The organism is Streptomyces sp. NPDC091972 (assembly GCF_044756385.1).
In the GTDB taxonomy this organism is placed as follows: Bacteria; Actinomycetota; Actinomycetes; order Streptomycetales; family Streptomycetaceae; genus Streptomyces.
Genome location: NZ_JBIVSV010000002.1, coordinates 477,614 through 498,662, shown reverse-complemented (window position 1 = coordinate 498,662; position 21,049 = coordinate 477,614). Strand labels below are relative to the sequence as shown.

General features: G+C 74.1%; 18 protein-coding genes. 6 read left to right on the top strand and 12 right to left on the bottom strand.

Annotated features, from left to right (window positions below; all coding sequences use genetic code 11):
* Nucleotides 1-40 precede the first annotated feature (40 nt).
* Both ACIQJT_RS07505 and ACIQJT_RS07500 read left to right on the top strand, forming a co-directional pair.
* The gene (locus tag ACIQJT_RS07505) at nucleotides 41-1,564 is read left to right on the top strand and encodes a von Willebrand factor type A domain-containing protein (RefSeq protein ID WP_402640725.1); all 1,524 of its coding nucleotides are present in this window, start codon (nucleotides 41-43) and stop codon (nucleotides 1,562-1,564) included.
* Nucleotides 1,565-1,636: 72 nt separating this feature from the next.
* The gene (locus ACIQJT_RS07500; protein WP_402640723.1) at nucleotides 1,637-3,547 is read left to right on the top strand and encodes an AMP-dependent synthetase/ligase; all 1,911 of its coding nucleotides are present in this window, start codon (nucleotides 1,637-1,639) and stop codon (nucleotides 3,545-3,547) included.
* Between the two features lie 61 nt (nucleotides 3,548-3,608).
* Here the strand turns inward: ACIQJT_RS07500 and ACIQJT_RS07495 are convergent, their stop codons facing one another.
* The gene (locus ACIQJT_RS07495) at nucleotides 3,609-4,022 is read right to left on the bottom strand and encodes a rodlin (protein ID WP_365450088.1); all 414 of its coding nucleotides are present in this window, start codon (nucleotides 4,020-4,022) and stop codon (nucleotides 3,609-3,611) included.
* Nucleotides 4,023-4,271: 249 nt separating this feature from the next.
* On the opposite strand from ACIQJT_RS07495, the gene ACIQJT_RS07490 reads away from it, so the two are divergent.
* From ACIQJT_RS07490 to ACIQJT_RS07480, 3 genes are all read left to right on the top strand, one after another.
* Nucleotides 4,272-4,664: a rodlin gene (locus tag ACIQJT_RS07490; protein WP_053849903.1), complete on the top strand. Its 393-nt coding sequence runs from the start codon at nucleotides 4,272-4,274 to the stop codon at nucleotides 4,662-4,664.
* A 237-nt stretch (nucleotides 4,665-4,901) separates the two neighbouring features.
* Nucleotides 4,902-5,153: a chaplin gene (locus tag ACIQJT_RS07485; RefSeq protein WP_373413150.1), complete on the top strand. Its 252-nt coding sequence runs from the start codon at nucleotides 4,902-4,904 to the stop codon at nucleotides 5,151-5,153.
* A 128-nt stretch (nucleotides 5,154-5,281) separates the two neighbouring features.
* Entirely contained in the window at nucleotides 5,282-6,148 is an 867-nt protein-coding gene (locus tag ACIQJT_RS07480; protein ID WP_402640718.1) for a chaplin, read from the top strand.
* Nucleotides 6,149-6,211: 63 nt separating this feature from the next.
* Here the strand turns inward: ACIQJT_RS07480 and ACIQJT_RS07475 are convergent, their stop codons facing one another.
* Both ACIQJT_RS07475 and ACIQJT_RS07470 read right to left on the bottom strand, forming a co-directional pair.
* Nucleotides 6,212-7,498 (bottom strand): NAD(P)-binding domain-containing protein, encoded by a 1,287-nt coding sequence (locus ACIQJT_RS07475; protein ID WP_365450092.1) that lies wholly within the window; start codon nucleotides 7,496-7,498, stop codon nucleotides 6,212-6,214.
* Nucleotides 7,498-8,838 carry an ATP-grasp domain-containing protein gene (locus tag ACIQJT_RS07470; RefSeq protein ID WP_402640715.1) on the bottom strand — a complete coding sequence of 447 codons (1,341 nt, stop codon included), beginning with the start codon at nucleotides 8,836-8,838 and terminating at the stop codon, nucleotides 7,498-7,500. The genes ACIQJT_RS07475 and ACIQJT_RS07470 overlap by 1 nt, the downstream gene beginning before the upstream one ends.
* 116 nt (nucleotides 8,839-8,954) lie before the next feature.
* Between ACIQJT_RS07470 and ACIQJT_RS07465 the strand changes: the two genes are divergently transcribed.
* The gene (locus ACIQJT_RS07465) at nucleotides 8,955-10,277 is read left to right on the top strand and encodes a glycosyl hydrolase (protein ID WP_365450096.1); all 1,323 of its coding nucleotides are present in this window, start codon (nucleotides 8,955-8,957) and stop codon (nucleotides 10,275-10,277) included.
* A gap of 19 nt (nucleotides 10,278-10,296) precedes the next feature.
* Here ACIQJT_RS07465 and ACIQJT_RS07460 read toward each other — a convergent pair whose 3' ends face one another.
* The 9 genes from ACIQJT_RS07460 to ACIQJT_RS07420 are packed head-to-tail and all read right to left on the bottom strand — an operon-like array spanning nucleotide 10,297 to nucleotide 20,888.
* Nucleotides 10,297-11,394: a GNAT family N-acetyltransferase gene (locus ACIQJT_RS07460; RefSeq protein WP_365450098.1), complete on the bottom strand. Its 1,098-nt coding sequence runs from the start codon at nucleotides 11,392-11,394 to the stop codon at nucleotides 10,297-10,299.
* Nucleotides 11,391-12,047 (bottom strand): lipopolysaccharide biosynthesis protein, encoded by a 657-nt coding sequence (locus ACIQJT_RS07455; RefSeq protein ID WP_365450100.1) that lies wholly within the window; start codon nucleotides 12,045-12,047, stop codon nucleotides 11,391-11,393. The genes ACIQJT_RS07460 and ACIQJT_RS07455 overlap by 4 nt, the downstream gene beginning before the upstream one ends.
* Complete coding sequence (locus ACIQJT_RS07450) at nucleotides 12,044-13,189, bottom strand: glycosyltransferase (protein WP_365450102.1); 1,146 nt, start codon at nucleotides 13,187-13,189, stop codon at nucleotides 12,044-12,046. Before ACIQJT_RS07450 ends, ACIQJT_RS07455 begins: the two co-directional genes overlap by 4 nt.
* Before the next feature lies 1 nt (nucleotide 13,190).
* The gene (locus ACIQJT_RS07445; RefSeq protein ID WP_402640711.1) at nucleotides 13,191-13,943 is read right to left on the bottom strand and encodes a polysaccharide deacetylase family protein; all 753 of its coding nucleotides are present in this window, start codon (nucleotides 13,941-13,943) and stop codon (nucleotides 13,191-13,193) included.
* Nucleotides 13,933-15,774 (bottom strand): murein biosynthesis integral membrane protein MurJ, encoded by a 1,842-nt coding sequence (gene murJ, locus ACIQJT_RS07440; RefSeq protein WP_402640709.1) that lies wholly within the window; start codon nucleotides 15,772-15,774, stop codon nucleotides 13,933-13,935. Before murJ ends, ACIQJT_RS07445 begins: the two co-directional genes overlap by 11 nt.
* Nucleotides 15,771-17,135, bottom strand: a complete 1,365-nt coding sequence (locus ACIQJT_RS07435) for an O-antigen ligase family protein (protein WP_402640707.1) — start codon at nucleotides 17,133-17,135, stop codon at nucleotides 15,771-15,773. Before ACIQJT_RS07435 ends, murJ begins: the two co-directional genes overlap by 4 nt.
* Before the next feature lie 6 nt (nucleotides 17,136-17,141).
* Complete coding sequence (locus ACIQJT_RS07430) at nucleotides 17,142-18,566, bottom strand: exopolysaccharide biosynthesis polyprenyl glycosylphosphotransferase (protein WP_402640705.1); 1,425 nt, start codon at nucleotides 18,564-18,566, stop codon at nucleotides 17,142-17,144.
* Nucleotides 18,563-19,738 (bottom strand): glycosyltransferase, encoded by a 1,176-nt coding sequence (locus ACIQJT_RS07425; RefSeq protein WP_402640703.1) that lies wholly within the window; start codon nucleotides 19,736-19,738, stop codon nucleotides 18,563-18,565. The genes ACIQJT_RS07430 and ACIQJT_RS07425 overlap by 4 nt, the downstream gene beginning before the upstream one ends.
* A gap of 49 nt (nucleotides 19,739-19,787) precedes the next feature.
* The gene (locus ACIQJT_RS07420) at nucleotides 19,788-20,888 is read right to left on the bottom strand and encodes a DUF3344 domain-containing protein (RefSeq protein WP_402640700.1); all 1,101 of its coding nucleotides are present in this window, start codon (nucleotides 20,886-20,888) and stop codon (nucleotides 19,788-19,790) included.
* Nucleotides 20,889-21,049 lie beyond the last annotated feature (161 nt).

Sequence of the window (21,049 nt, the reverse complement as noted above, 5' to 3'; positions counted from 1 at the left end):
TCGCAGAAGCCGACGTCAACAGGCCCAGGGGGTACGGACGATGGAGCGACAGCGGACACGACGGGTGATGGTCGCCCTCACACTGGCGGGCGGCCTGCTGCTCACCGGGTGCAGCGGGGGCGGCGACGGAGGGAGGAGCAGCGCCGACGGCGCGAAGGACGGCTCGTACGACTCGGGCTTCCCGGCCCCCGCCCAGCCCGAGGGGGAACAGGGTTACGACGAGTCCCGCGACCAGGACTCCCCGGACCGGGAGTCACCCGATTACCTCTCCACCTTCGCCCTCGACGTCGACACCGCCTCCTACGGCTACGCCCGCCGCACCCTTGCCGAGGGCCGCCGCCCCGACCCCTCGACGATCCGCCCCGAGGAGTTCGTCAACAGCTTCCGCCAGGACTACGACCGCCCCGACGGCAACGGCTTCACGGTCACCGTCGACGGCGCCCGTACCGACCGCGACGACTGGTCCCTGGTCCGCGTGGGCCTGGCCACGAGGAGCGCCGCCGAGGAGTCGCAGCGCCCGCCCGCCGCCCTGACCTTCGTCATCGACATCTCCGGCTCCATGGCCGAGCCCGGCCGCCTCGACCTCGCCCAGCACTCCCTCGACACCATGACGGAACGGCTGCGCGACGACGACTCGGTCGCCCTCGTCACCTTCAGCGACCGGGCCGAGACGGTCCTGCCGATGACCCGCCTCGGCGGCCACCGCGACCGCGTCCACGAGGCGGTCGACAGCCTGGAGCCGACGTACTCCACCAACCTCGGCGCGGGCGTCGAGACCGGCTACGAGACCGCCGTCGAGGGCCTGCGCAAGGGCGCCACCAACCGGGTCGTCCTCATCTCCGACGCCCTCGCCAACGACGGCGAGACCGACCCCGACGCCATCCTCGACCGCATCGACACCGCCCGCCGCGAGCACGGCATCACCCTCTTCGGCGTCGGTGTCGGCAGCGACTACGGCGACGCCCTGATGGAACGCCTCGCCGACAAGGGCGACGGCCACACCGTCTACGTCTCCGGCGACGACGCCGAGAAGGTCTTCTGCGAACAGCTCCCGCAGAACATCGACCTGACCGCCCGCGACGCCAAGGCCCAGGTCGCCTTCGACCCCGAGACGGTCGCCTCCTTCCGCCTGGTGGGCTACGACAACCGCCGCGTCGCCGACGACGACTTCCGCGACGACCGCGTGGACGGCGGCGAGGTCGGCCCCGGCCACACCGTCACCGCGCTCTACGCGGTCCGCACCAGGCCCGGCGCCGACGGCCGGCTCGCCACGGCCACCGTCCGCTGGCAGGACCCGAAGACCCGGGCCCCGCACGAGAAGTCGGCCGGCCTGGAGACCTTCGACGACTCGCTGCGGGACGCGGACCCCCGCTTCCAGGTCGACGCGGTGGCCGCCTACTTCGCCGACGCCCTCCGGGACGGTTACGCGGAGGACCGGCTGCCGGGACGCCCCTCGATGCGCGAACTGGCCGACTGGGCCGACGACTTGGCGGACCGCACCGAGGACGCCGCGGTACGGCAGCTCGCCGACTCCATCCGCCGGGCCCGGCACCTCGAGGACTGACACCGGCCCCATTGACCTTTTCTTACTTCAGAGTAAGTTAGCGGCCCAGTCGGAGCCGACCGGGGAGCCAGCATGGGCGTACGCAGGGATCTGAAGAGGGCGAAACACCTGGCGGGCCGGACCAGGGTCGAGGTCGTCAGGGACGAGAACGGCGTCGTACGGGAAGCCCGCACACCGCCCCTCGCCCCGCCCCCGACCACGGGCAGCCTCGCCGACCTCCCCTTCACCAACGCCACCGAGGCCCCCGACGCGGTGGTCCTGCACCGCCGGGACGGGACGGGACGGCAACCCGTCACCGCCCGGCGGTTCGCCGACGAGGTCACCGCCGTGGCCAAGGGGTTGATCGCCGAAGGACTCGAACCGGGCGGCCGGGTCGCGGTGATGTCCCGCACCCGCTACGAGTGGACCGTCCTGGACTTCGCGATCTGGGCGGCCGGCGGCCAGACGGTCCCCGTCTACGCCACCTCCTCGGCCCAGCAGGTGGAGTGGATCGTCCGGGACTCCGGGGTGCGCCACTTCTTCGTGGAGACCGACGACAACCTGAGGACCGCGACCGCCGCCGACCACCCCTCGCCCGACTCGGTGCGGTACTTCCGGATCGACAGCCACGACCTGGCCGCGCTCAGGGCCAAGGGGCTCGACGTCCCCGACGAGGAGGTCACCAAGCGCCGCGCCGCCCTGACCCCCGACACCATCGCCACCGTCTGCTACACCTCCGGCACCACCGGCCGCCCCAAGGGCTGCGTCCTCACCCACGCCAACCTGCACGCCGAGGCCGCCAACACCGTCGAACTGCTCCACCCCGTCTTCAAGGAGGTCACCGACCGGACGGCCTCCACCCTGCTCTTCCTCCCGCTCGCCCACATCATGGGCCGCACGCTCCAGATCGCCTGCCTGATGGCCCGCATCGAGATCGGCCACTGCCCGAGCATCAAGCCCGACGAACTGCGGCCCGCGCTCAAGGAGTTCCGCCCGACCTTCCTGGTCGGCGTGCCGTACCTCTTCGAGAAGATCCACGCCACCGGCCGCGCCACCGCCGAGAAGATGGGCCGCGCCGCCTCCTTCGACCGCGCCCACCGCGTCGGCGTCCGCTTCGGCGCGGCGTACCTGGACAAGTTCCTCGGCCGCGGCAAGGGACCGGGCCCCGGCCTCTACGCCGCCTGGGGCCTGTACGACCTGCTGGTCTACCGCCGTATCCGCAAGGAGCTCGGCGGCCGCACGCGCTACGCCATCAGCGGCGGCTCACCCCTGGACCGCGAGCTCAACCTGTTCTTCGCCGCGGCCGGAATCATCATCTACGAGGGCTACGGCCTCACCGAAACCAGTGCCGCCGCCACCCTCGTCCCGCCCCTCGACCCCCGCCCCGGCACGGTCGGACAGCCGATCCCCGGCACCGCGATCCGCATCGCCGACGACGGCGAGGTCCTCGTCAGGGGCGGTGTCGTCTTCGGCGCCTACTGGAACAACCCCGAGGCCACCGACGCCGTCCTCAAGGACGAGTGGTTCGCCACCGGCGACCTCGGCGCCCTCGACGAGGACGGCTACCTCACCATCACCGGCCGCAAGAAGGACCTCCTCGTCACCTCCGGCGGCAAGAACGTCTCCCCGGCCGTCCTGGAGGACCGCCTGCGCAGCCAGGCCCCCGTCGGCCAGTGCCTGGTCGTCGGCGACAACCGCCCCTTCGTCGCCGCCCTGATCACCCTCGACCCCGAGGCGATGGCCCACTGGCTGTCGGTACGCGGACTGCCCGCCGACACCCCGCACTCGGAACTCGTCGAGGACGAACGGCTGCACGCCGACATCCAGAAGGCCGTCGACCACGCCAACGCGGCCGTCTCCCGCGCCGAGTCGATCCGCGCCTTCCGGCTCATCGAGGGGGAGTTCACCGAGGACAACGGCATGCTCACCCCGTCCCTGAAGGTCAAGCGGCACGTGGTGACGGCGGCCTACGCGCAGGAGATCGAGGCGCTGTACCGGCGCTGACACGCCGAAGGGGCCGCCGAGATGCTCGGCGGCCCCTTCGGCCCTGACCAAAAGACCGGGATCAGTGACCGGCCTTCTTGTCGCCGGCCTCTTCGCTGGTGGACAGGATCGACACGTCCTCCAGCAGGTGGGCCAGCGCACCGTCCCGCTTGGCCTGGGTCGAGTTCTCCGCACACTGCTGGGTCTGCTGGTCCGACAGGATCGGCACGTCCTGGACGTTGACGACCTGGAGCACACCGATGGGCAGGTCGCTGACGGCGATGCAGGGCTTGTTGAAGGAGCCCTGGATCAGCGCCATCTGCGGGCTCATGTTCCCGTAGGTGCTCGAGTTGCCGAAGCTCTGCCACGAGCCGTTGCCGTTCGCCGCGGTCGGCCCCTGGTCGTTGCCGATCGCGAGTGCCTGCGGAGCCGCGGCGGCGGAGGCACCCACGGCGGACGCTGCGATGGCCGCGGTGGCAACAATCTTCTTGATCACTGGCCAGTCCTTTCTGAGGAAGCCCCGTGGACCGGAGCGTTCTGGCTAACTGCGCGCCCGCGACGAGGTTTCTCCCGTTCACTCCGACGGCCGATAGCGGAGGGCGCCCGGGAGCCCCGCCGGAACCCGGCCCCGCCGGGCGTCCATGACGGCGATACGGCCAAAGGGGTGAACGCCCGCAACCATTCCGCACGTGCCGGGTTGATGTGGCCGTAGGGCATTGTGTCGCTACGAGGAAAGGAACGCGAAGTGCTTAAGAAGGCAATGGCCGCCGCGGCGGCCGCCGCTTCTGTCGTCGGAATGTCGGTGGCGGCAGCTCCGACGGCGCTTGCCATCGGCAACGACAACGGACCGACCGTGCAGAACGGTAACGGCGCCACGTCGTCGTTCGGCAATTCGGCGACCAAGGGTGACATGAGCCCCCAGCTCTCGCTGGTCCAGGGCACGCTCAACAAGCCGTGCCTCGGCCTGAGCGACACCAACGTCGGCGTCCTGCAGATCGTCAACGTCCAGGACGTCCCGATCCTGTCGGACCAGCTCACCCAGCAGTGCAGCGACAACTCCACCCAGTCCAAGCGGGACGGCGCCCTGTCGCACGTCCTCGAGGACCTGTCGGTTCTCTCGGCCAACGCCGAGGAGTAGGTCGCATCCGACCGAACGGACGGCCCGCAGGAATGTCTGCGGGCCGTCCGGGTTTTTGTGCGTGTCCTTTCGCCGCGCGGTCGAGGGAAATGAGTGACGGCGCAGGGCAATCGAGTGAATTCTCCCGCGCCACGCGTTCGGTAGTTTCTCCGACGGCTATTCCTCGTTCTACAGCCTGCAGGTCATGGCGCGAGCCGTTCCGTCTGTGCTCGCTCGGTCACACGCCGACAAAGGGGCATGACCGCAGAGAAGGGAAATCTCATGAAGAAGACCGCCGCTGTTGCCGCGGGCGTGATCATGGCCTTCGGCGTGGCCGCCCCGGCCTTCGCGGACTCCGGAGCTCAGGGTGCCGCTGTCGGTTCCCCGGGTGTCCTCTCCGGCAACGTGGTCCAGGTGCCCATCCACGTTCCGATCAACGTGTGCGGCAACACGATCAACGTCATCGGTGCGCTGAACCCGGCGTTCGGCAACGCGTGCGTGAACGACTGACCGAGTAACGACTCAGCCTCACCGGCTGTCTTGGCCGGCCCTGGACCGCTCGATGCCGTCCGGGGCCGGCTTTTCCCACTTCTACAAGCAGGAAGACAACGAGATTGCGACAGACCCTGAGTAGGGGAATGGTCGCGGCCGCCGCCGCGACAAGCATTCTGTCCCTGTGCAGCAGCCCCGTCCTCGCCGACACGCACACGAGCGGGGTCGCCACGGACTCGCCCGGCGTCCTGTCCGGCGACAACGCGGCGGCGCCCGTCGAGGTGCCGGTCAACGCCTGCGGCGACTCCGTCGACGTGGTCGCCGGGCTCAACCCGGCCTTCGCCAACTCCTGCGCCGAGGGGCCGGGTTCGGGCAAGCACGGCTCACGCGGCCCGCGGCACGGCGACGACGGTCCCGGCCACGGGGACTCCGGGCACCAGCAGGACGGCGGGTACGGGGACGACTCCGGGGAGGAGGAGGGCGGCGGCTACGGCGACCACACGCCTCCTCCGGGCGGCCACCACACGCCCCCGCCGGACGACCACACGCCTCCGCCCGGTGGGCACACCCCGCCTCCCGGCGGGGAGCACACGCCTCCGCCCGGGGACCATCACACGCCTCCGCCGGGTGACCACACACCACCTCCCGGTGGGGAGCACACGCCCCCGCCCGGTGGCGAGCACACTCCGCCTCCCGGTGGGCACACTCCGCCCCCCGGTGGCGAGCACACCCCTCCGCCGGGTGGGCACACGCCTCCCCCTGGCGGCGAGCACACGCCCCCGCCCGGCGGCGAGCACACGCCCCCGCCCGGCGGCGAGCACACTCCGCCCCCCGGTGGCGAGCACACCCCTCCGCCCGGTGGGCACACGCCTCCCGGTGGGCACCACACGCCTCCGCCCGAGCTGCCGCACACCGGTGCCGAGGCCATGCTGGCCGCTTCCGGTGCCAGTGCCGCGATGATCGTGGGCGGGGTCGTGCTGTACCGCCGAGGCCGGGCCGCCTCCCGCCGCTAGTGCGCCGGGTGCCGGACCGTCGACGTCCGGCACCCGCGGCTCGCCGCACGAGCGCCGAAGCCGTCAGCCGCGCGCACCCGTCGGCGCCCCGCTGTGCCCCCGCCTCCCCGGCGCCGGGACCGCCGCTCCCACGCCCCCGGCCCGCAGCCGGCGCCGCACCCCCCGCACCAACGTCTGTGCCGTGTAGGCCGCCCCGTGCACGAACCGCATCGCAGGGCCGAACCCCGGTGCGGTGATCAGGCCGGCCAGGAAGAGGCCCGCGTGCGAGGACTCGAAGACCGAGGTCACCCGGGGTGCACCGGGCGAGCTCGTCACGAGGGCGGCGCGCAGGTCGGGGCAGAGGAGGGTCAGCCGGTCGCAGGTGGCCGTGAACCCCGTGGCCGCGACGACGTGGTCGGTCTCCAGGGCCGACAGGAGCTCTGGCCCGTCACCGCCGTTGCGGTGCACCACCTCCAGCCGGACCCCGGCCCCGTCCCGCACCGGCCGGGCCGCCGCGATCTCGTGGCCGGGCAGTACCTCCACCGTCCCCTCCACCCGGTCCCGCACCCACCACGCGCCCGCCGGGCCGAGAGCCGTCGCCGCGAGGCGGGTCCGGGTCGACTCCGGGAGGCGGTGGAAGAGGCCGGGGCGTTCGGCGTAGAACCAGTTGCGCCAGCCGCAGCCGAGGCCGCTGTGCGGGGCGCGGGCCGACTGCCACCAGGGGCGTTCCCACGGCGGTGGCACATCGTTCCAGACCAGGCGGTCGGCGCGCACCAACACCCTTACCCGTGTGCCCTGTTCGGCGAGCAGGGCCGCGGTCTCCAGGGCCGCCTGGCCGCCGCCGACGACCGTCACGTCCCGGCCGCGGAAGCCGGAGAGGTCGTGGTGGTGGCTGCTGTGCGAGACGAGGGAGGCGGGCAGGCCGCGCAGGGCCGGCGGGATCTCGACGAAGGGCATCACGCCGACCGCCAGGGCGACCGTGCGGGCGTGCACGACCTGGCCGTCCGCCGTGACCGCCTCGAAGCCGCCGGGGCAGGGGGTCACCCGGGTCACCGTGCGTTCGTCGACCTCGGGCGCGGCGTTGCGCGCGAACCACAGGCCGTACTCGGCGAAGGTCTCCACGGGGATCGGCTCCCCGTGCCGGGCCGCCGCCCGCCGTCCCGCGCAGTACCGGTCGAGCTGCCAACAGCCCTCCGGGTCCGAGAGGTTGGAGGCCCACGGCTCCGACTTGAGGAACATGCCGCGGGGCATGTGGTCGCGCCAGGACGCCATGGGCCGGCCGAAGACGCGCAGCCTCAGCCCGGCGGCCGCGGCATGGGAGGCGATGGACAGGCCGTAGGGCCCGGCGCCCACCACCAGCAGGTCGTACATCAGCAACTGCTCGCTTTCTCGTCGCGGAAGCCGTCGAAGCCGTCGGAGACGTCGCCGGACAGCTCGGGGGACACTCCCGGGGACAGGTCGTGGGACCGGTCGCGGGGCAGGCCAGGGGGGAGACCCGGGGACTGGACGCGGGGTGACCCGGTGCAGCGGGCGGTGGCGCGAGCCAGCAGCCGGTCCGCCACCCGGCGTGCCCACAGGCTCCACAGCGCCCGCCCGGGCCCCCGGTCGTCCCGCGCGTTCCAGGCCAGCTCGCGGCCGGCGCGAGGGGCGGGCCGCAGCGCGGTGAGTGGGGCGTAGTTCTCCACCACGAACTCCCGCCCCGGCAGCGGCACCCCGTCCGGCAGCGGACGGTGGGTCAGGTCGAGGTGCAGGGCGCGGACGACGTCCAGCCCGGCGCTGTCGGTGAACAGCCGGAACTGCGCCCCGGGGCGCGGGTTGAAGTCGAGCAGGTGATAGCGCCCCGTCGCGCCGCAGCGGCGGAAGTCGAGGTCGAAGATGCCCCGATAGCCCAGTGCGCCCGCCAGTTGCCCGGCGAGCGACCGCACCTGCGGGTTGGGTGTCCAGCGGCCGGCCGCCGTCAGCCCCGCCCCGCGCGGCCAGGCCCGTGTCTTGACGCCGGTGCCGCCGCCGCACACGGCCCCGGAGCGGTCGGCGTACCCGTGGAAGAACCAGTCCCGGTCGGGTCCGGCCGGCAGGAACGCCTGGAGCAGCAGCCGGCTGCCCGCCTCCCCGGTCCGCAGGTACAGGTCCCGCGCCTCCTGCGCCGAGCGGACCACGACCGTGCTGCGCAGCCCGGTCCCCGGGGGCAGCAGCCAGGGCCGGCTCCACTTGGCGACCACCGGGAGCCCCAGTCCCCGGGCGGCGCGCACGGCGTGTTCCGCGCTCTCCGGGACGACCGTCTCGGGGTGGGGCACGCCCGCAGCCGCGCACACCTCGGCCAGTTCCGCCTTGTCGGCCACGCGTTCGGGCAGCGAGCCCGGCTGCTGGGGCAGCAGGTAGGCCGGGGCCAGTTCGTCCCGCAGCCGGCCCACCGCGATGGCGCTCGCGTCGTCCATCGGGATCAGCACGGCCGGACGCGCGACACCGTTGGCGATCCGGCGCAGGGCGACGGCGATGTCACCGAGGGAGGCGCCGGGCGGCGGCGGGGGGTGGATCTGCCGTACGAACCGCGATGCCCGTACCGGGCTTCCGGTGGACTCCGCGACGAGATGGACGTGGACCCCCGCCCGGCCGAGTGAGCGTACGGCCCCCAGTGTTCCGTGGTGAAAGGGGTTCCGGTCGATCCGCAGCAGGACGGCGGGGACGCGGGTGTCGAGCAGCGACACGGGCATTTCCTTCGGCTGGTTTCACTCGGGCGGGCGATCGGTGCACTCGAAAGCCGCAACCGCGGTGGCGTTGGTCCTATTGATGTGACTGAGTGTCAGTTGACGGAGAGAAAGGAGCAGGCATGTCCTCACAGCAGCGAGGAGCCCGTTCCCGACGACTGGCGGTCACCACGGCGGCGGTCGCCGCGGCGGTCGTCCTGGCCTCGGGTCCGGGTTTCGCCGCGGGGACGGCGCGGGTCGCCGATCCTCCCGCTCCGACACCCACGCTCACCCCGCCGGCCCCGACGCCGACGGTCACCCCACCGGTGCCGGCGGTTCCGCCCGTCCCCGACACGCCGGGCACACCCGTCCCGCCGGTCCCGCCGGCGAAGAACGCGCCCGCCTTCGGCGCCTACCTCGACTACGGGCCCCGCGGCGTGGCCCGCATCGCCGAGCTCAGTCACTGGCTGGGCGGTGCCGAGCTGCGCGTCGGGCACACCTATCTGCCCGGCGACCGCTGGAGCAACATCGAGGGCCGGTACGGGTTCCTCGACGTGTGGGCGGACTGGCGCACCCGGCAGGCCGACCGGATGCTCGTCCTCAACGTGCCCATGATGGAGCGCAACGAGGAGAACGTCTCCGACGCCGAGGTGCGGCGGCTGCTGCGCCGGGGTGCCGCCGGCGAGTTCGACCGCCACTTCCGCGCGCTCGCCGAGCAACTGGTCGAGCTGAAGGTGCCGGACACCGTCCTCGTCCTCGGCTGGGAGATGAACGGCACGACGTACACCCACCGCTGCGGGCCCGACCCGCAGACGTGGAAGACGTACTGGAACAGGATCGTCACCACGATGCGCGCGGTGCCGGGCCAGAAGTTCCGCTTCGACTTCGCTCCGAGCCGCGGCCGGGACGCCGTCCCCTGGACGGAGTGCTATCCCGGGGACGACACGGTCGACATCATCGGCATGGACTCCTACGACCAGCCGAGCGGACTGTCCTTCGAGGAGCAGGTGAAGGAGCCGTACGGCCTCCAGCACCAGGTGGACTTCGCGAAGGCGCACGGAAAGCCCATCTCCTATCCGGAATGGGGACTCTTCCGCAACGGTGACAACTCCGCGTACATGCGGGGCATGCTGGCGTGGATGGACGCGCACAAGCCGCTGTACAACACGGTGACGGACTACTGCCCGCACGGGGTCTGGCAGTGCGCCGCCAACCCCAGGTCCTCGCAGGTCTACCGGTCCGTGCTCTTCGGCCGCACCGACGACCCGACCCCGAAGCCCACCGAGCCCGGCGGGGACACCCCGGCCCCGACCCCGACGACACCCACGGCACCGGCCACCCCGACGGCACCGGCCACGCCCGTGCCCCCGGCCGACTGCTCGCCGCTGCAACTCGGCGACTGGGTCGAGTACTGGCTCGGCGGGAAACTGTGCCTGCGCTTCGACTGGTGGTCGCGCAGCCGGTGAACCCGAGGCGGCGGGTCGGTCACGGCCCGTCGCCACCGCGCTCCCTCCAGCGTCGCAGCAGTTCCTTGCCCCGCCGCCGGGCGGCCACGTCGCACAGCGTCGCCGACAGCAGCGGGGCCGTGCGTCGCCGGGCCAGCAACAGCCGCTGGTTGACGACCGGTTCGGGACGCCAGTGATGCTTGTAGGGCTCGTTGCCGCGCAGCAGGCTCAGGGTGCCGCGCCCGCCGGTGCGGGTGTGCTCGGCGCACGCGTCGAGCAGCATCACCGCCACGTCCGCCTTGCTCTCCCGCAGCCGCGGGTGGGCCCCGTAGAGATAGCCGCCCGCCAGTCGCCGGGACAGCAGCGTCAGGTCCACGGCCACCACCTCCCCGCCGAGGCGGAACTCGGTGACCACGGCGTCCCCCGACCGCACCATCGGCCCGACCGACCGCACCAGGTGGTCGCAGAACCGGCTGCGCAGATGCTCGGACGTCACCTTCCGCCCCTGCCACTGGAGCCGGTGCAGCTCCAGCAGCCGCCGCAGCGCGGTGTCGACCTCCTCCGGCCGCACCACCTGACGCTGCACGCCGAGCGCGGTCAGTTTGCGCAGCTTGGCCCGCACCCGCTGGGCCTTCGCCGAGGGCAGCCGGGCGACCAGATCGTCCATCGGCACGGCGGGCAGCTCCAGGCAGAGCGAGTCGCTCACCCGGCGACGCGGGCCGCGCCAGCGCTCGTAGATCCGCTCGGCCGCGCCTCCGGGCCGCACCTCGCGGAAGTCGATCAGCGCGGTGCGGGCCGCCGCCGCGAGCCCCTCGGTGAGGGCGGCCACCGCCTCCTCGCCGCGCTCGTCGTCCAGCAGCACGTCCCCGTAGTCGGAGATCGCCCCGCCGAGCGGCACCAGCGTCGGCACCGGGCGCCGGACCCGCATCAGCGGGGCGGCGGCGACGAGGTCGCGGCCGTCGCGGACCAGCAGCAGGCGCAGCCGGCCACGGCTGCCGTAGGACAGCCACCACGAGTGCAGCCAGGCGTGGTTCTGGAACGGGGTCGCCGCCGCGCACCTGCCGTACAACCGGGCCCAGTCCGGGGCGAGTTCGGCGAAGGCGGTGTCGTCGGTGACGAGTTCCACGGAGTACGTCACGGCTGCCCGTGGACGTCGACGGCGGTGGCCGGGCTCGGCACGGACGGCGGCCGTACGGGTTCGCCCGTGCGCCGCCGGGGCCGGACCAGCAGCACCAGCCCGCCGAGCAGACCGCCCGCGCTCGCCCCGACCAGGCCGGTCACCGCGGACGACGCCGAGGACGGCCCGCCGGGACGGGTGGCGCGGGCGAACTGCCGCAGCTCGACGTGGGTGTCGGCCTGGGAGTCGTCGGCGTGCCGGGTCAGCGCGCGAGAGACGGCGTTGGCCATGTCGGCGGCCAGGTCCGGGCGCGAGGAGGTCGCCGTGACCGCGACCATCGGCGCGTCCGGGGAGGTCGCCGTCTGCACGCTCGACTGGAGCGTCTTCACCGGCACGCCCGCCCACACCTGCGCGTCCCCGAGCACCGCGAGCTGTGTGGCGACCCGCCCGTAGGCCTGCGCGAAGCCCAGCGCGGTCGCGGAGTCGGACCGCTCGGTCGGTACGGCGACCAGATAGCTGGTGGCCGTGTACGTCGGCGTCCTGACCAGGCCGTACGTGCCGCCGAGCAGACCGCCGGCGAGGACACCGGCCGCGAGCAGGGACCAGGCCGGCAGCGACCTCGCACGGGTGAGGGCGCGGTACGGGCGGCGGGGGCCGGTGGGATTCTCGGTCATCGGGAACTGACTCCGTGAGGTGACGGGGACGAGGAGTGGGCCGCCGCGTAGACGTCCATGAGCAGCGCGGCGCTGCGGGCGATGCTGTAGTGGTGGGCGGCGTCGGGCGCGGTGCGCGGCAGGGGACCCTCGGCGCGGGCTGCCGCCAGTGCCCGGGCGAACGCGTCCGCGCCGCCGGCCACCCGGCGGGCGGCCGGCGCGGAGTGCGGGGGCAGGTCCTCGACCGCCGGGCAGGCGGCGTAGCGCACGGGCAGTCCGGCGGCGAGGCCCTCCACGACGGCCAGGCCGAACGCCTCCTCCGGGCACGGTGAGGCGAGCAGGTCCATCGCGGAGGTGAGCGACGGGAGGTCGGGCCCCGGGGAGCCGTCGGGAACGCAGGGGCGTTCACCGGTGAACAGGACGCGGTCCGCGACCCCGGCCGTGTGCGCGGTGCGCCGCAGGACGTGCTCCTCCGGTCCGCCCCCCACCAGCAGAAGCCAGTAGTTGTCGGGGAGTTGGGCGACCGCGCGGATGAGCACGTCGAACCGCTTGGCCGCCGTGAGACGGCCGATGCCGCCGACGACGTACGCCGTCTCCGGCAGCCCGAGCCGCTGGCGGGTGTGCAGCCGCCGGGCCGGGTCGAAGCGGAAGCGGGCCAGGTCGATGCCGTTCGGGACGACCTCGATGCGCGGGGCGGGCACTCCCCAGCGCTTGAGCCGGTCGGCGACCGTGGGGGACACCGCGACGGTGGACCGGCCGAGCCGCTCGCTGGCCAGGTACAGCGCCCGGACGCCCGAGGTGAGCCTGCGCCCCTCCATCTGCGAGTCACCCAGCGAGTGTTCGGTGGCCACGACCGCCCGGACCCCCGCGAGGCGCGCGGCGAGCCGGCCGTACACGCAGGCGCGGTAGAGGTGGGTGTGCACGAGGTCGTAGCCGCCCCGGCGGATGAGCCGGACCAGCCGGGGCAGGGCGGCCAGGTCGCGGTTGCCGGCCATGCCGAGGTGCGTGACCCGCACCCCGTCCGCGGCGAGCCCGTCGGCGACCGGGCCCGGGTTGGTGAGCGTCACGACCTCGCAGTCGACGGGCAGGTGGCGCAGCAGCAGCCGCAGTTGCTGCTCGGCGCCGCCGACACCGAGGCCGGTGATGATGTGCAGGGCCCTCATGTCACAGACCCTCCACGGGGCGCCGCCGCAGCCGGTGCAGCCGGTACTTCAGGAACAGGCGTACGGAGTCGTCGTTCTGTCCGATGTGCAGGCGGGGCAGGGCGAGCGGGCCGGTGAGCGCGCCGGGGTCGATGGCGCAGGCGTAGCGGTACCCGGCGCTCCGGACGGCCTCGACGGCCCGCCGGTCGACGGTGCCGTAGGGGTAGCAGAAGCCGTCCACCGGCGCGTCGAGCAGGTCCTCCAGGGCGGCCCGGCTCTCGACGACCTCCGTCTTCAGCCGGAGGTCGTCCGCGGCCGTCAGGTCGATGTGCGTCAGCCCGTGCGAGCCGATCTCGATGCCCGCCCGCGCCGCCTGTCGGATGCCGTCCGCCGTCAGGAGCGGTTTGCGCGGCCCCAGCGGGTCCCAGGCGTTGTCGCCGCCGAGCCGGCCGGGCAGCACGAAGAGGGTGGCGCCGAAGTCCAGCCGGCGCAGCACCGGCAGGGCGTGGTCGACGAAGTCGGCGTAGCCGTCGTCGAAGGTGAGCCCGGCCAGCCGCCGGCCCTCGCCGCGCGCGCGTGCGGCCAGCAGCTCGGCCATGGACACGCCCCGCACACCTCGCAGGGCGAGCCATCTGAGCTGCCGTTCCAGCTGGTCGGGCGTGACGGTGATGCGGTACGGGTCGTCCGTGCAGTCCGTCACCGAGTGGTACATCGCCACCCAGGGAGCGGGACCGCGGCGGGGCGCCGTGCGGGTGCCGGCGGAGTCAACGGCCATGCGGGAGCCTTCGGGTGAGGGTACGGGCGGCGGCCCGTACGGAACGGAGGGCGGGTGCGAAGCCCTGGGCGCCCAGGGCCAGGCCGAGCAGGACGAACACGGCGGTCGCGGTCGCCGCCCCCGCCAGGAGCCCCGGCAGCGGCTCCGCGGTGCGGCCGGCGACCAGCCAGCCCGCCGGCGTCGCGGCCGCGGCCGCGCACACCGGGCGGCTCAGCTCGGCGAGCACCTGCCGGGTGCGGACGGGGATGCCGCGCGGGACGCCCCGGTACGTCGTCCCCATCCCGGCGAGCAGCAGCGACGCCGTCACGGTGATCCCGGCGGCGTTGGCGGCGGCGATCCCGGACACGCCCCAGACGCCCACCGCCCAGGCGCCGGCCGACGAGGTGACCGCGATGCCCGCGGCCATCGCGCAGACCGGGTACCAGGTGGGGCGGCCCGCCGAGAAGTACGAGCGGATCAGCGCGCCTACCAGGGTCTGGCCGAGCAGCCCGAGGGCGTACACGCGCATCACGCCTGCCGTGGCCGCGGTGTCCCGGTCGGTGAACGCGCCGCGCTGGAAGAGGAGTTCGATGATCTGCGGGGCGCACGCGATCACCGTGGCCGCGCCGAGCAGCACCGTGCAGGCGGCCAGCGCCAGGTCCCGCTCCACGCGGGTGCGGGCCCGCTCGGTGTCACCGTCGGCCAGGGCCCGCGCGACCACCGGGAAGGTGACCGTGCACAGCATCAGCGACAGGGTCATCGGGATCTGGGCGACCTTCTGCGCGTAGTTCAGGTGCGAGATGGCCCCGGCGGGCAGGGGCGAGGCGAGGAAGCGCTCGACGAGGACCTGGGACTGCCGGCACAGCGCGAAGAGCAGGACGGTGGCGACGAGCGCCAGCGTCACCGCCCGGTCCGGGGTCTCGGCGGGCGCCTCCCGGCCCACCGGCGAGTGGCGCAACCGCCGCCACACCGCGGGGAGTTGCACCACCACCATGAGGGCACCGCCCACCGCGACGCCCACCGCGGCCGAACGCACCCCCCAGGCGCCGCCCAGCACGAACATCGCCGTGATGATCCCGGCGTTGTACGCCACGTAGATCGCGCCCGGCATCAGGAACCGCCGGTGCGCCCGCAGCACCGCGCTGCAGTACCCGGCGAGCCCGAAGCTCAGCACGCAGGTCGCGGTGAGCCGGGTGCAGTCCACGGCCAGGGCGGGATCGGGCAGACCCGGCGCCAGGACCTCGACCAGGTAGGGGGCGGTGGCCACGATCAGTGCGGACGCGGCGACGAAGACCAGGGTCAGACGGGGCAGGGTGGCGGCGACCAGGGCGCGGACCGGATCGCCGGGGGCGCCCTGGGCACGCCGGGCCAGGGCCAGGCTGAACGCCGGGATCAGCACGAAGGCCAGCCCGTCCTCGATGAGCAGCGTGGCCGCGAACTCCGGCACGGTCCACGCCACCAGGAAGGCGTCCGTCCCGCTGCCGGCCCCGAACAGCCGGGCCAGCGACTGGTCACGGACCAGCCCGAGGAGCGCCCCGGCGACGGACAGGGCGGCGGTGACGGCGGTGGCCTTGGCGAGGAAACGGCGGGAGACGGGGGGCAGTTCGGGGGCATGGCGGACCGGCTCGGCGGCGGTGCGGGCCGGGGGGACGGACAACGGTCCACCGCTTCCAGGGCCCACGCCGGTTCCGGCCCCGGACCTCGGGCTGATGCCGGACGCGGGGCCGGGGCTGACGCCGGACCCGAAGCCCGGGCGCGCGCCGGACCCGGAGCTGACGCCGGACCCGAACCCTGGGCCCGCGCCGGACCCGGACCCCGTCGAACCCGAGGGATGTGGCGGTGTCACCGTCATCGGCTCCTGGCCCCCTCGGCCGCGCCGGACCCGTCCCGTGCGGGCACGTCAGCGCTCTCGTCCCGTGCCCGCACGGCACCGCTCCCGACCAGCGCCCACCACGCCACCACCCCGAAGCACACCGCCGTCAGCACGGTCGAGGGCCCGCCGATGTCCGCGTACACGAAGTCCGTGAGCTGCCACACCAGCAGCCCGCAGCCGACGAGCGCGCAGTCGAGCCCCCGCCCGGACGCGCGCGCCCGCACCAGCCCCCGCAGTCCGCACACCAGCAGCGCCAGCCAGGCGCCCGCGAGGGCGAGCAGACCGATCAGGCCCTGTTCGGCGAGCACGAGGAGGTACATGTTGTGCGGGGACAGCAGTGGCTGCCGGCGGAAGGCCGCGCCCGCGCCCTCCGTGTCGCTGCCGGCGGACAGGGCCAGCGAGGCGTGCGCGTCCCGCTGCTCGGGGAAGCCCTTCAACCCCACGCCGGCCAGCGGCTGTTCGCGCCACATGCCGACGGCCGCCGCCCACATGGTGTACCGGTCGGTCACGGACTGGTCGGGAGCGTCGGCGACCTGCGTGATGCTGCCGATCCGCTCCTGCAACTGCGCCGAGCCGACTCCGAGACCGCCCACCAGGACCACCCCGACGGCGGCCGTCACGGCCCCCACCACCAGCGCCCGCCGCAGTCCGGCCAGCACCAACTGCACCGAGCAGGTCACGGCGGTGGCGATCCACGCGCCCCGGCTGAAGGACAGCGCCAGCGGCAGGAGCAGCGCGAGCGCGCACCCGGCGGCCACCGCCCGCTGCCGTACGGACGCCTGTCCCAGCGCAAGCGCGAGCGCGCACACCAGGCCGAAGGAGACGACGGTCGCCATCCCCATCACGTCCGCCGCCCCGAAGGTGCCGACGGCCCGGATGTCCTCCCCCTGGTAGGAGGCGCCGGTCCCGGTCGCGTACTGGTGCACGCCGATCGCGCCCTGCCACCCGGCCAGCGCCACGAACGACCAGGCCAGCAGCCGGAAGTCGCGCCGGTCCCGGACCAGCAGCAGCACGGCCGCCGGGACCAGCACGAAGACCTGGAGGTAGCGGCCCAGTCCGGTGAGCCCGGCCGCCGGCGAGGACGCGCCCACCGCGGCCACGGCCAGTCCGGCCACCGGCAGGCCGAGGACGACGGCGGCCGTCCACGACAGAGGGCGCCGGCGTTCCCGCACCAGCCGGACCACGCAGTACAGCACCACCAGGCCGGAGACCGCGTCGGCCGGCCCCGCACCGCTCTCGGCGGTCGGTGACACCGGCAGCGCCAGCAGGGCGACCACGGCCACCACCGGCAGGACGGGGGAGAGCTCCCGCACCCGCGGCAGGTTCAGCGCGTGACTCATGCGCGCTCAGCTCCCCGTCGGACGCACGAGCGTGGCCGCGGTGCGCAGCAGGATGCAGATGTCCTGCCACAGCGACCAGTTGTCGATGTACGCGTTGTCGAACCGGCAGCGGTCCTCGATCGAGGTGTCCCCGCGCAGCCCGTTGATCTGGGCGAGCCCGGTGATACCGGTCCGCATCCGGTGGCGGGCCGCGTAACCGGGGTAGGTCTGGCTGAACTTCGTGACGAAGTAGGGGCGTTCGGGCCGCGGACCGACCAGGCTCATGTCGCCCCGCAGGACGTTCCACAGCTGGAGCAGCTCGTCCATCGAGGTCCGTCGCAGGAAGCGGCACAGCCACGGCATGTGGTGCTCGTTGGCCACGCTCCAGCGGGTCGCCGCCTCGTGCGCGTCGACCGGCCGGTGGGTGCGGAACTTCAGCAGCGTGAACGGCTTGCCGTCCTTGCCGATGCGCTCCTGCCGGAACACCACGCCCGGCCCGCCGCTCAGTCGCAGCGCCACCGCGCACACCAGCAGCAGCGGGCTGACCAGCAGCAGCAGCGTCCCGGACACCACCACGTCCAGCGCCCGCTTCCCGGCGCTGCCCCGCCGCCGCGACCCCATCACCAGACGCCGGCAGGAGAACCCGGCGAGTTGTTCGCGCATCTCGTACGACGGCGACTCCGCGTCGATCTCCCACACCGCGCAGCCCGACTCCGCGAGCGCCCGCAGCAACGGGCCCTGCCGGGACCGTACGGAGGGATGCACGGTCAGGACGTCCCGCACGCCGTTCTGGATGAGGGCCCGCTCGACCTCCTCGCCGGTGGTCAACACGGGCAGTCCCTCGCCGCCGTCGGGCTCCTCGGTCACGACCCCCACGGGGCGGACCCCGCAGCCCGGATGGCGCAGCACGGCGGCGGCCACGCGCTGGGCGGTCGCCGCCGGGCCGATGACGAGCGCGCTGCGCGGCCGGGTGAGCCGGGCGAGGCGCTGGCGTCGGCGCACGGCGCCGCGGCCCGCGCAGGCCACGGTCGACTGCAACAGGAAGCCGGCGGCGAGGGTGGCCGGGGAGAGCGCCCGTTCCGGGTCGTACGCGGCCACCACGGCGGCGAGGGCCAGCCAGGCGACGGCGATCCGGGCGCAGACGGCGGGCAGTTCGTCGAGGACGCCGGCCACCTGGCGGGGCGGGTGCGGGCGCAGCAGCATCGAGGCGGCCACCAGCAGCGCCACGAGCAGCGGCCGCCACTGGGCGGCGCTGCACGCGAACGCGCCCACGAGGGCGGCGACCAGGTCCGCGGTGAGCAGCGGGACCGGGGAGGCGGGGCGCGCCGGGGGCCGCCGGGCGGGGAACCGGAAACCCGCGCCGGAGCCGCGCGGCGGCATGATCGAGACGGATGAGAATCCGAGGTCCCTGGCCTGTGTGCCGGGGGAGGGGACGGTGCTTTCCGCGGTCACGAGTGGATGGGCTCCCTGTACTCGGTGGGCGCGACGCGCGCGGCGGGCTCGGCGTCGAGCAGGTCGCGGTACAGGCCCGCCACCGCCTCGGACGTGCGCCGCACGTCGTGCGTGGACAGGACGTGACGGCGCCCCTGGTGGCCGAGCGACGTGCGCGACGACGGGTCGAGCAGCAGTGCGGCGACGGCGTCGGCCAGCGCCGCCGGGTTCTCCGGGGGCACCAGGCAGCGCGGTGCGAGAGCGGGCGGCAGGCTCTCCCGGGCGCCGTCCACGTCCGTCACCACCACGGGCCGCCCGCAGGCCATCGCCTCCAGCGGGGCGAGTGCCATGCCCTCCCAGCGCGACGGCAGGACGACCAGATCGGCGGCCCGGTACCAGGGCACGGCGTCGGCGACGGGCCCCGCGAGGAGCACGGACCCCGGGGCCCGTTCGCGCAGCCGGTCCCGCTCCGGTCCGTCCCCGACCAGCACCAGTCGCGCCTCAGGCACCCGGTGCAGCACCGCGTCCCAGGCCCGCAGCAGGACGTCCTGCCCCTTCTGCCGGCACAGCCGCCCCACGCACACCACGAGCGGCGCCGCCGGGTCGACCCCGGGCAGAAGCCGCGCCCGTACGGTGTCCGCGGCGGCGGGACGGAAGCGTTCGGTGTCGATCCCGTTGGGGATCACGCTCCACCGCCCCGCGATCCCGGCCCGCTGCCCCGTCCGGCGCTCCGCCTCGCTGACGCACACGGTCCGCGTGGCCCAGCGCGCCCCGCGCCGCTCCCAGGCGAGCGCGAGGGCAGCGGTGACACCGCCGACCGCCTCGAACGACCATGCGTGCGGCTGGAACACGGTCGGGATCCGCCCCCGCACGGCGATCCGTCCGGCCAGTCCGGCCTTCGCGCTGTGCGCGTGCACCAGGTCCGGCCGCACCTCCTCGACCACCCGGGCGAGCCGCCGCACCTCGCGGACGAGTGCCGGACCCGGTGAGCGTGTCGCCTCCCACCGCCGTACGTCCGCGCCCAGGGCGCGCAGGTCGGCGGCGAGGGGGCCGTCCGGGCAGGCGACCGTGACGTGCAGACCGGCGGCGACCTGGGCCCGCGCGAGGTCCGTCACCACCCGGGCCACTCCGCCGTCCACGGGTTGCGTGAGGTGCAGGACCCGTGGCCCGGGATCGGTTGCTGACTGGTGCATTGCGCGGTTTCCTCGCTCACGGACGGGCTCGGGACGGGCCGGAACGCGCCTACTGCCGGGCGTCGACGGCGACGAAGAGCGCGCCGGCCCATGCCGCGTCCCGCTGGGAAACGAGCCGGAAGGCCAGGTGGTCACCGCCGTGCCGCAGAGCGTTTCCGAGTTCGAACACGTCCGAGTCGTAGCCGAGGGTGTGCGCGTAGGAGGGCACACGCTCCGGCGCGGGCGCCCCTGCCTCGGCGATCGTGGAGTTCAGCACGTCGTCGCGGGGACCGCCGGGACCCGCCAGAGAGGTCCTCGCGCCGCGGCCGGTCGACACGGTGAGCGAATCGCCCGTACGGCCGCGGTCGCCGTCGTAGGCGACGAGCCCGACCCGGCCGGCGCCCTTGCTCGCCAGGCGCAGCCCGCCCAGGCGGATCTCCGGCACGGTACGGGAGTTCAGCGCGTCGAAGCCGTCCCAGACGGCGAGGTGCCGCAGCGGCTCGGCCTGGTTCTCGTACGCCACCACCAGCGTCCAGCCGCCCCATGCCCCGGCCGCCGACCTGCCCATCGCCACGTTGACCTGCGCCACCGTCCACAGCCCCGAGCCGCTGTCCCGGACCAGTTCCGTGACGTCCGCCGAGGCCTGGAAGGCGTCCGCGCCGTGCGCCGTCCGGTGGCCCACCACGGTGTCCGCGAGGAGGGCCTTGTACTGCCCGCCGGGCTCCGCGACCAGCACCCGCCCGTTGTCCTTCGGCGGCTTCTGCTCGCCCACCCGCAGGTTGCCGCCCCAGTACAGCCGCGCGTACGTCACCCGCGAGCCCCTGGGCAGCCGGACCTCGGCGCGGGAGGAGTTGTAGGTGTTCGGGTCGCGGTCCACGTCGACGTAGAACATGTCGAAGTCGCCGTTGGCCCCCTTCCCGCCCGCGCGTACGGCCGGGCAGGAGGGTGCCGCCCCGGTGCCGGTGGCACGGCAGGTGATGGAGGTGTTGGCGGCGCGGACGATCCCGCCGTGCTGGGTCGCGCGGTACCGCTCGTCGAAGGGGAGCCGCCGCGCCTCCGCGGCCGACGGGCCGGGCACCGTCGCCTCGGCACGCAGGGGCGTGCACAGGGCCGCCAGCAGGAGCACGCCCGCGACCGCACGGCGCGGCAGTGGGCCCGGGGTATTGCGCATGACCGGCGTTGCCCTTTCGGGAAGGTACGGCGCCCCGTGCGTGCGACGTGCCGTCTGCGGGGGCCTCGGGAGGTCCGCAACTCTAGTCGCGATCCGGACTATTACTGTCAAATCAGTCAACCGTGTCGGAATCGCGCACCGGTGGTTCCGGCAGATCACCC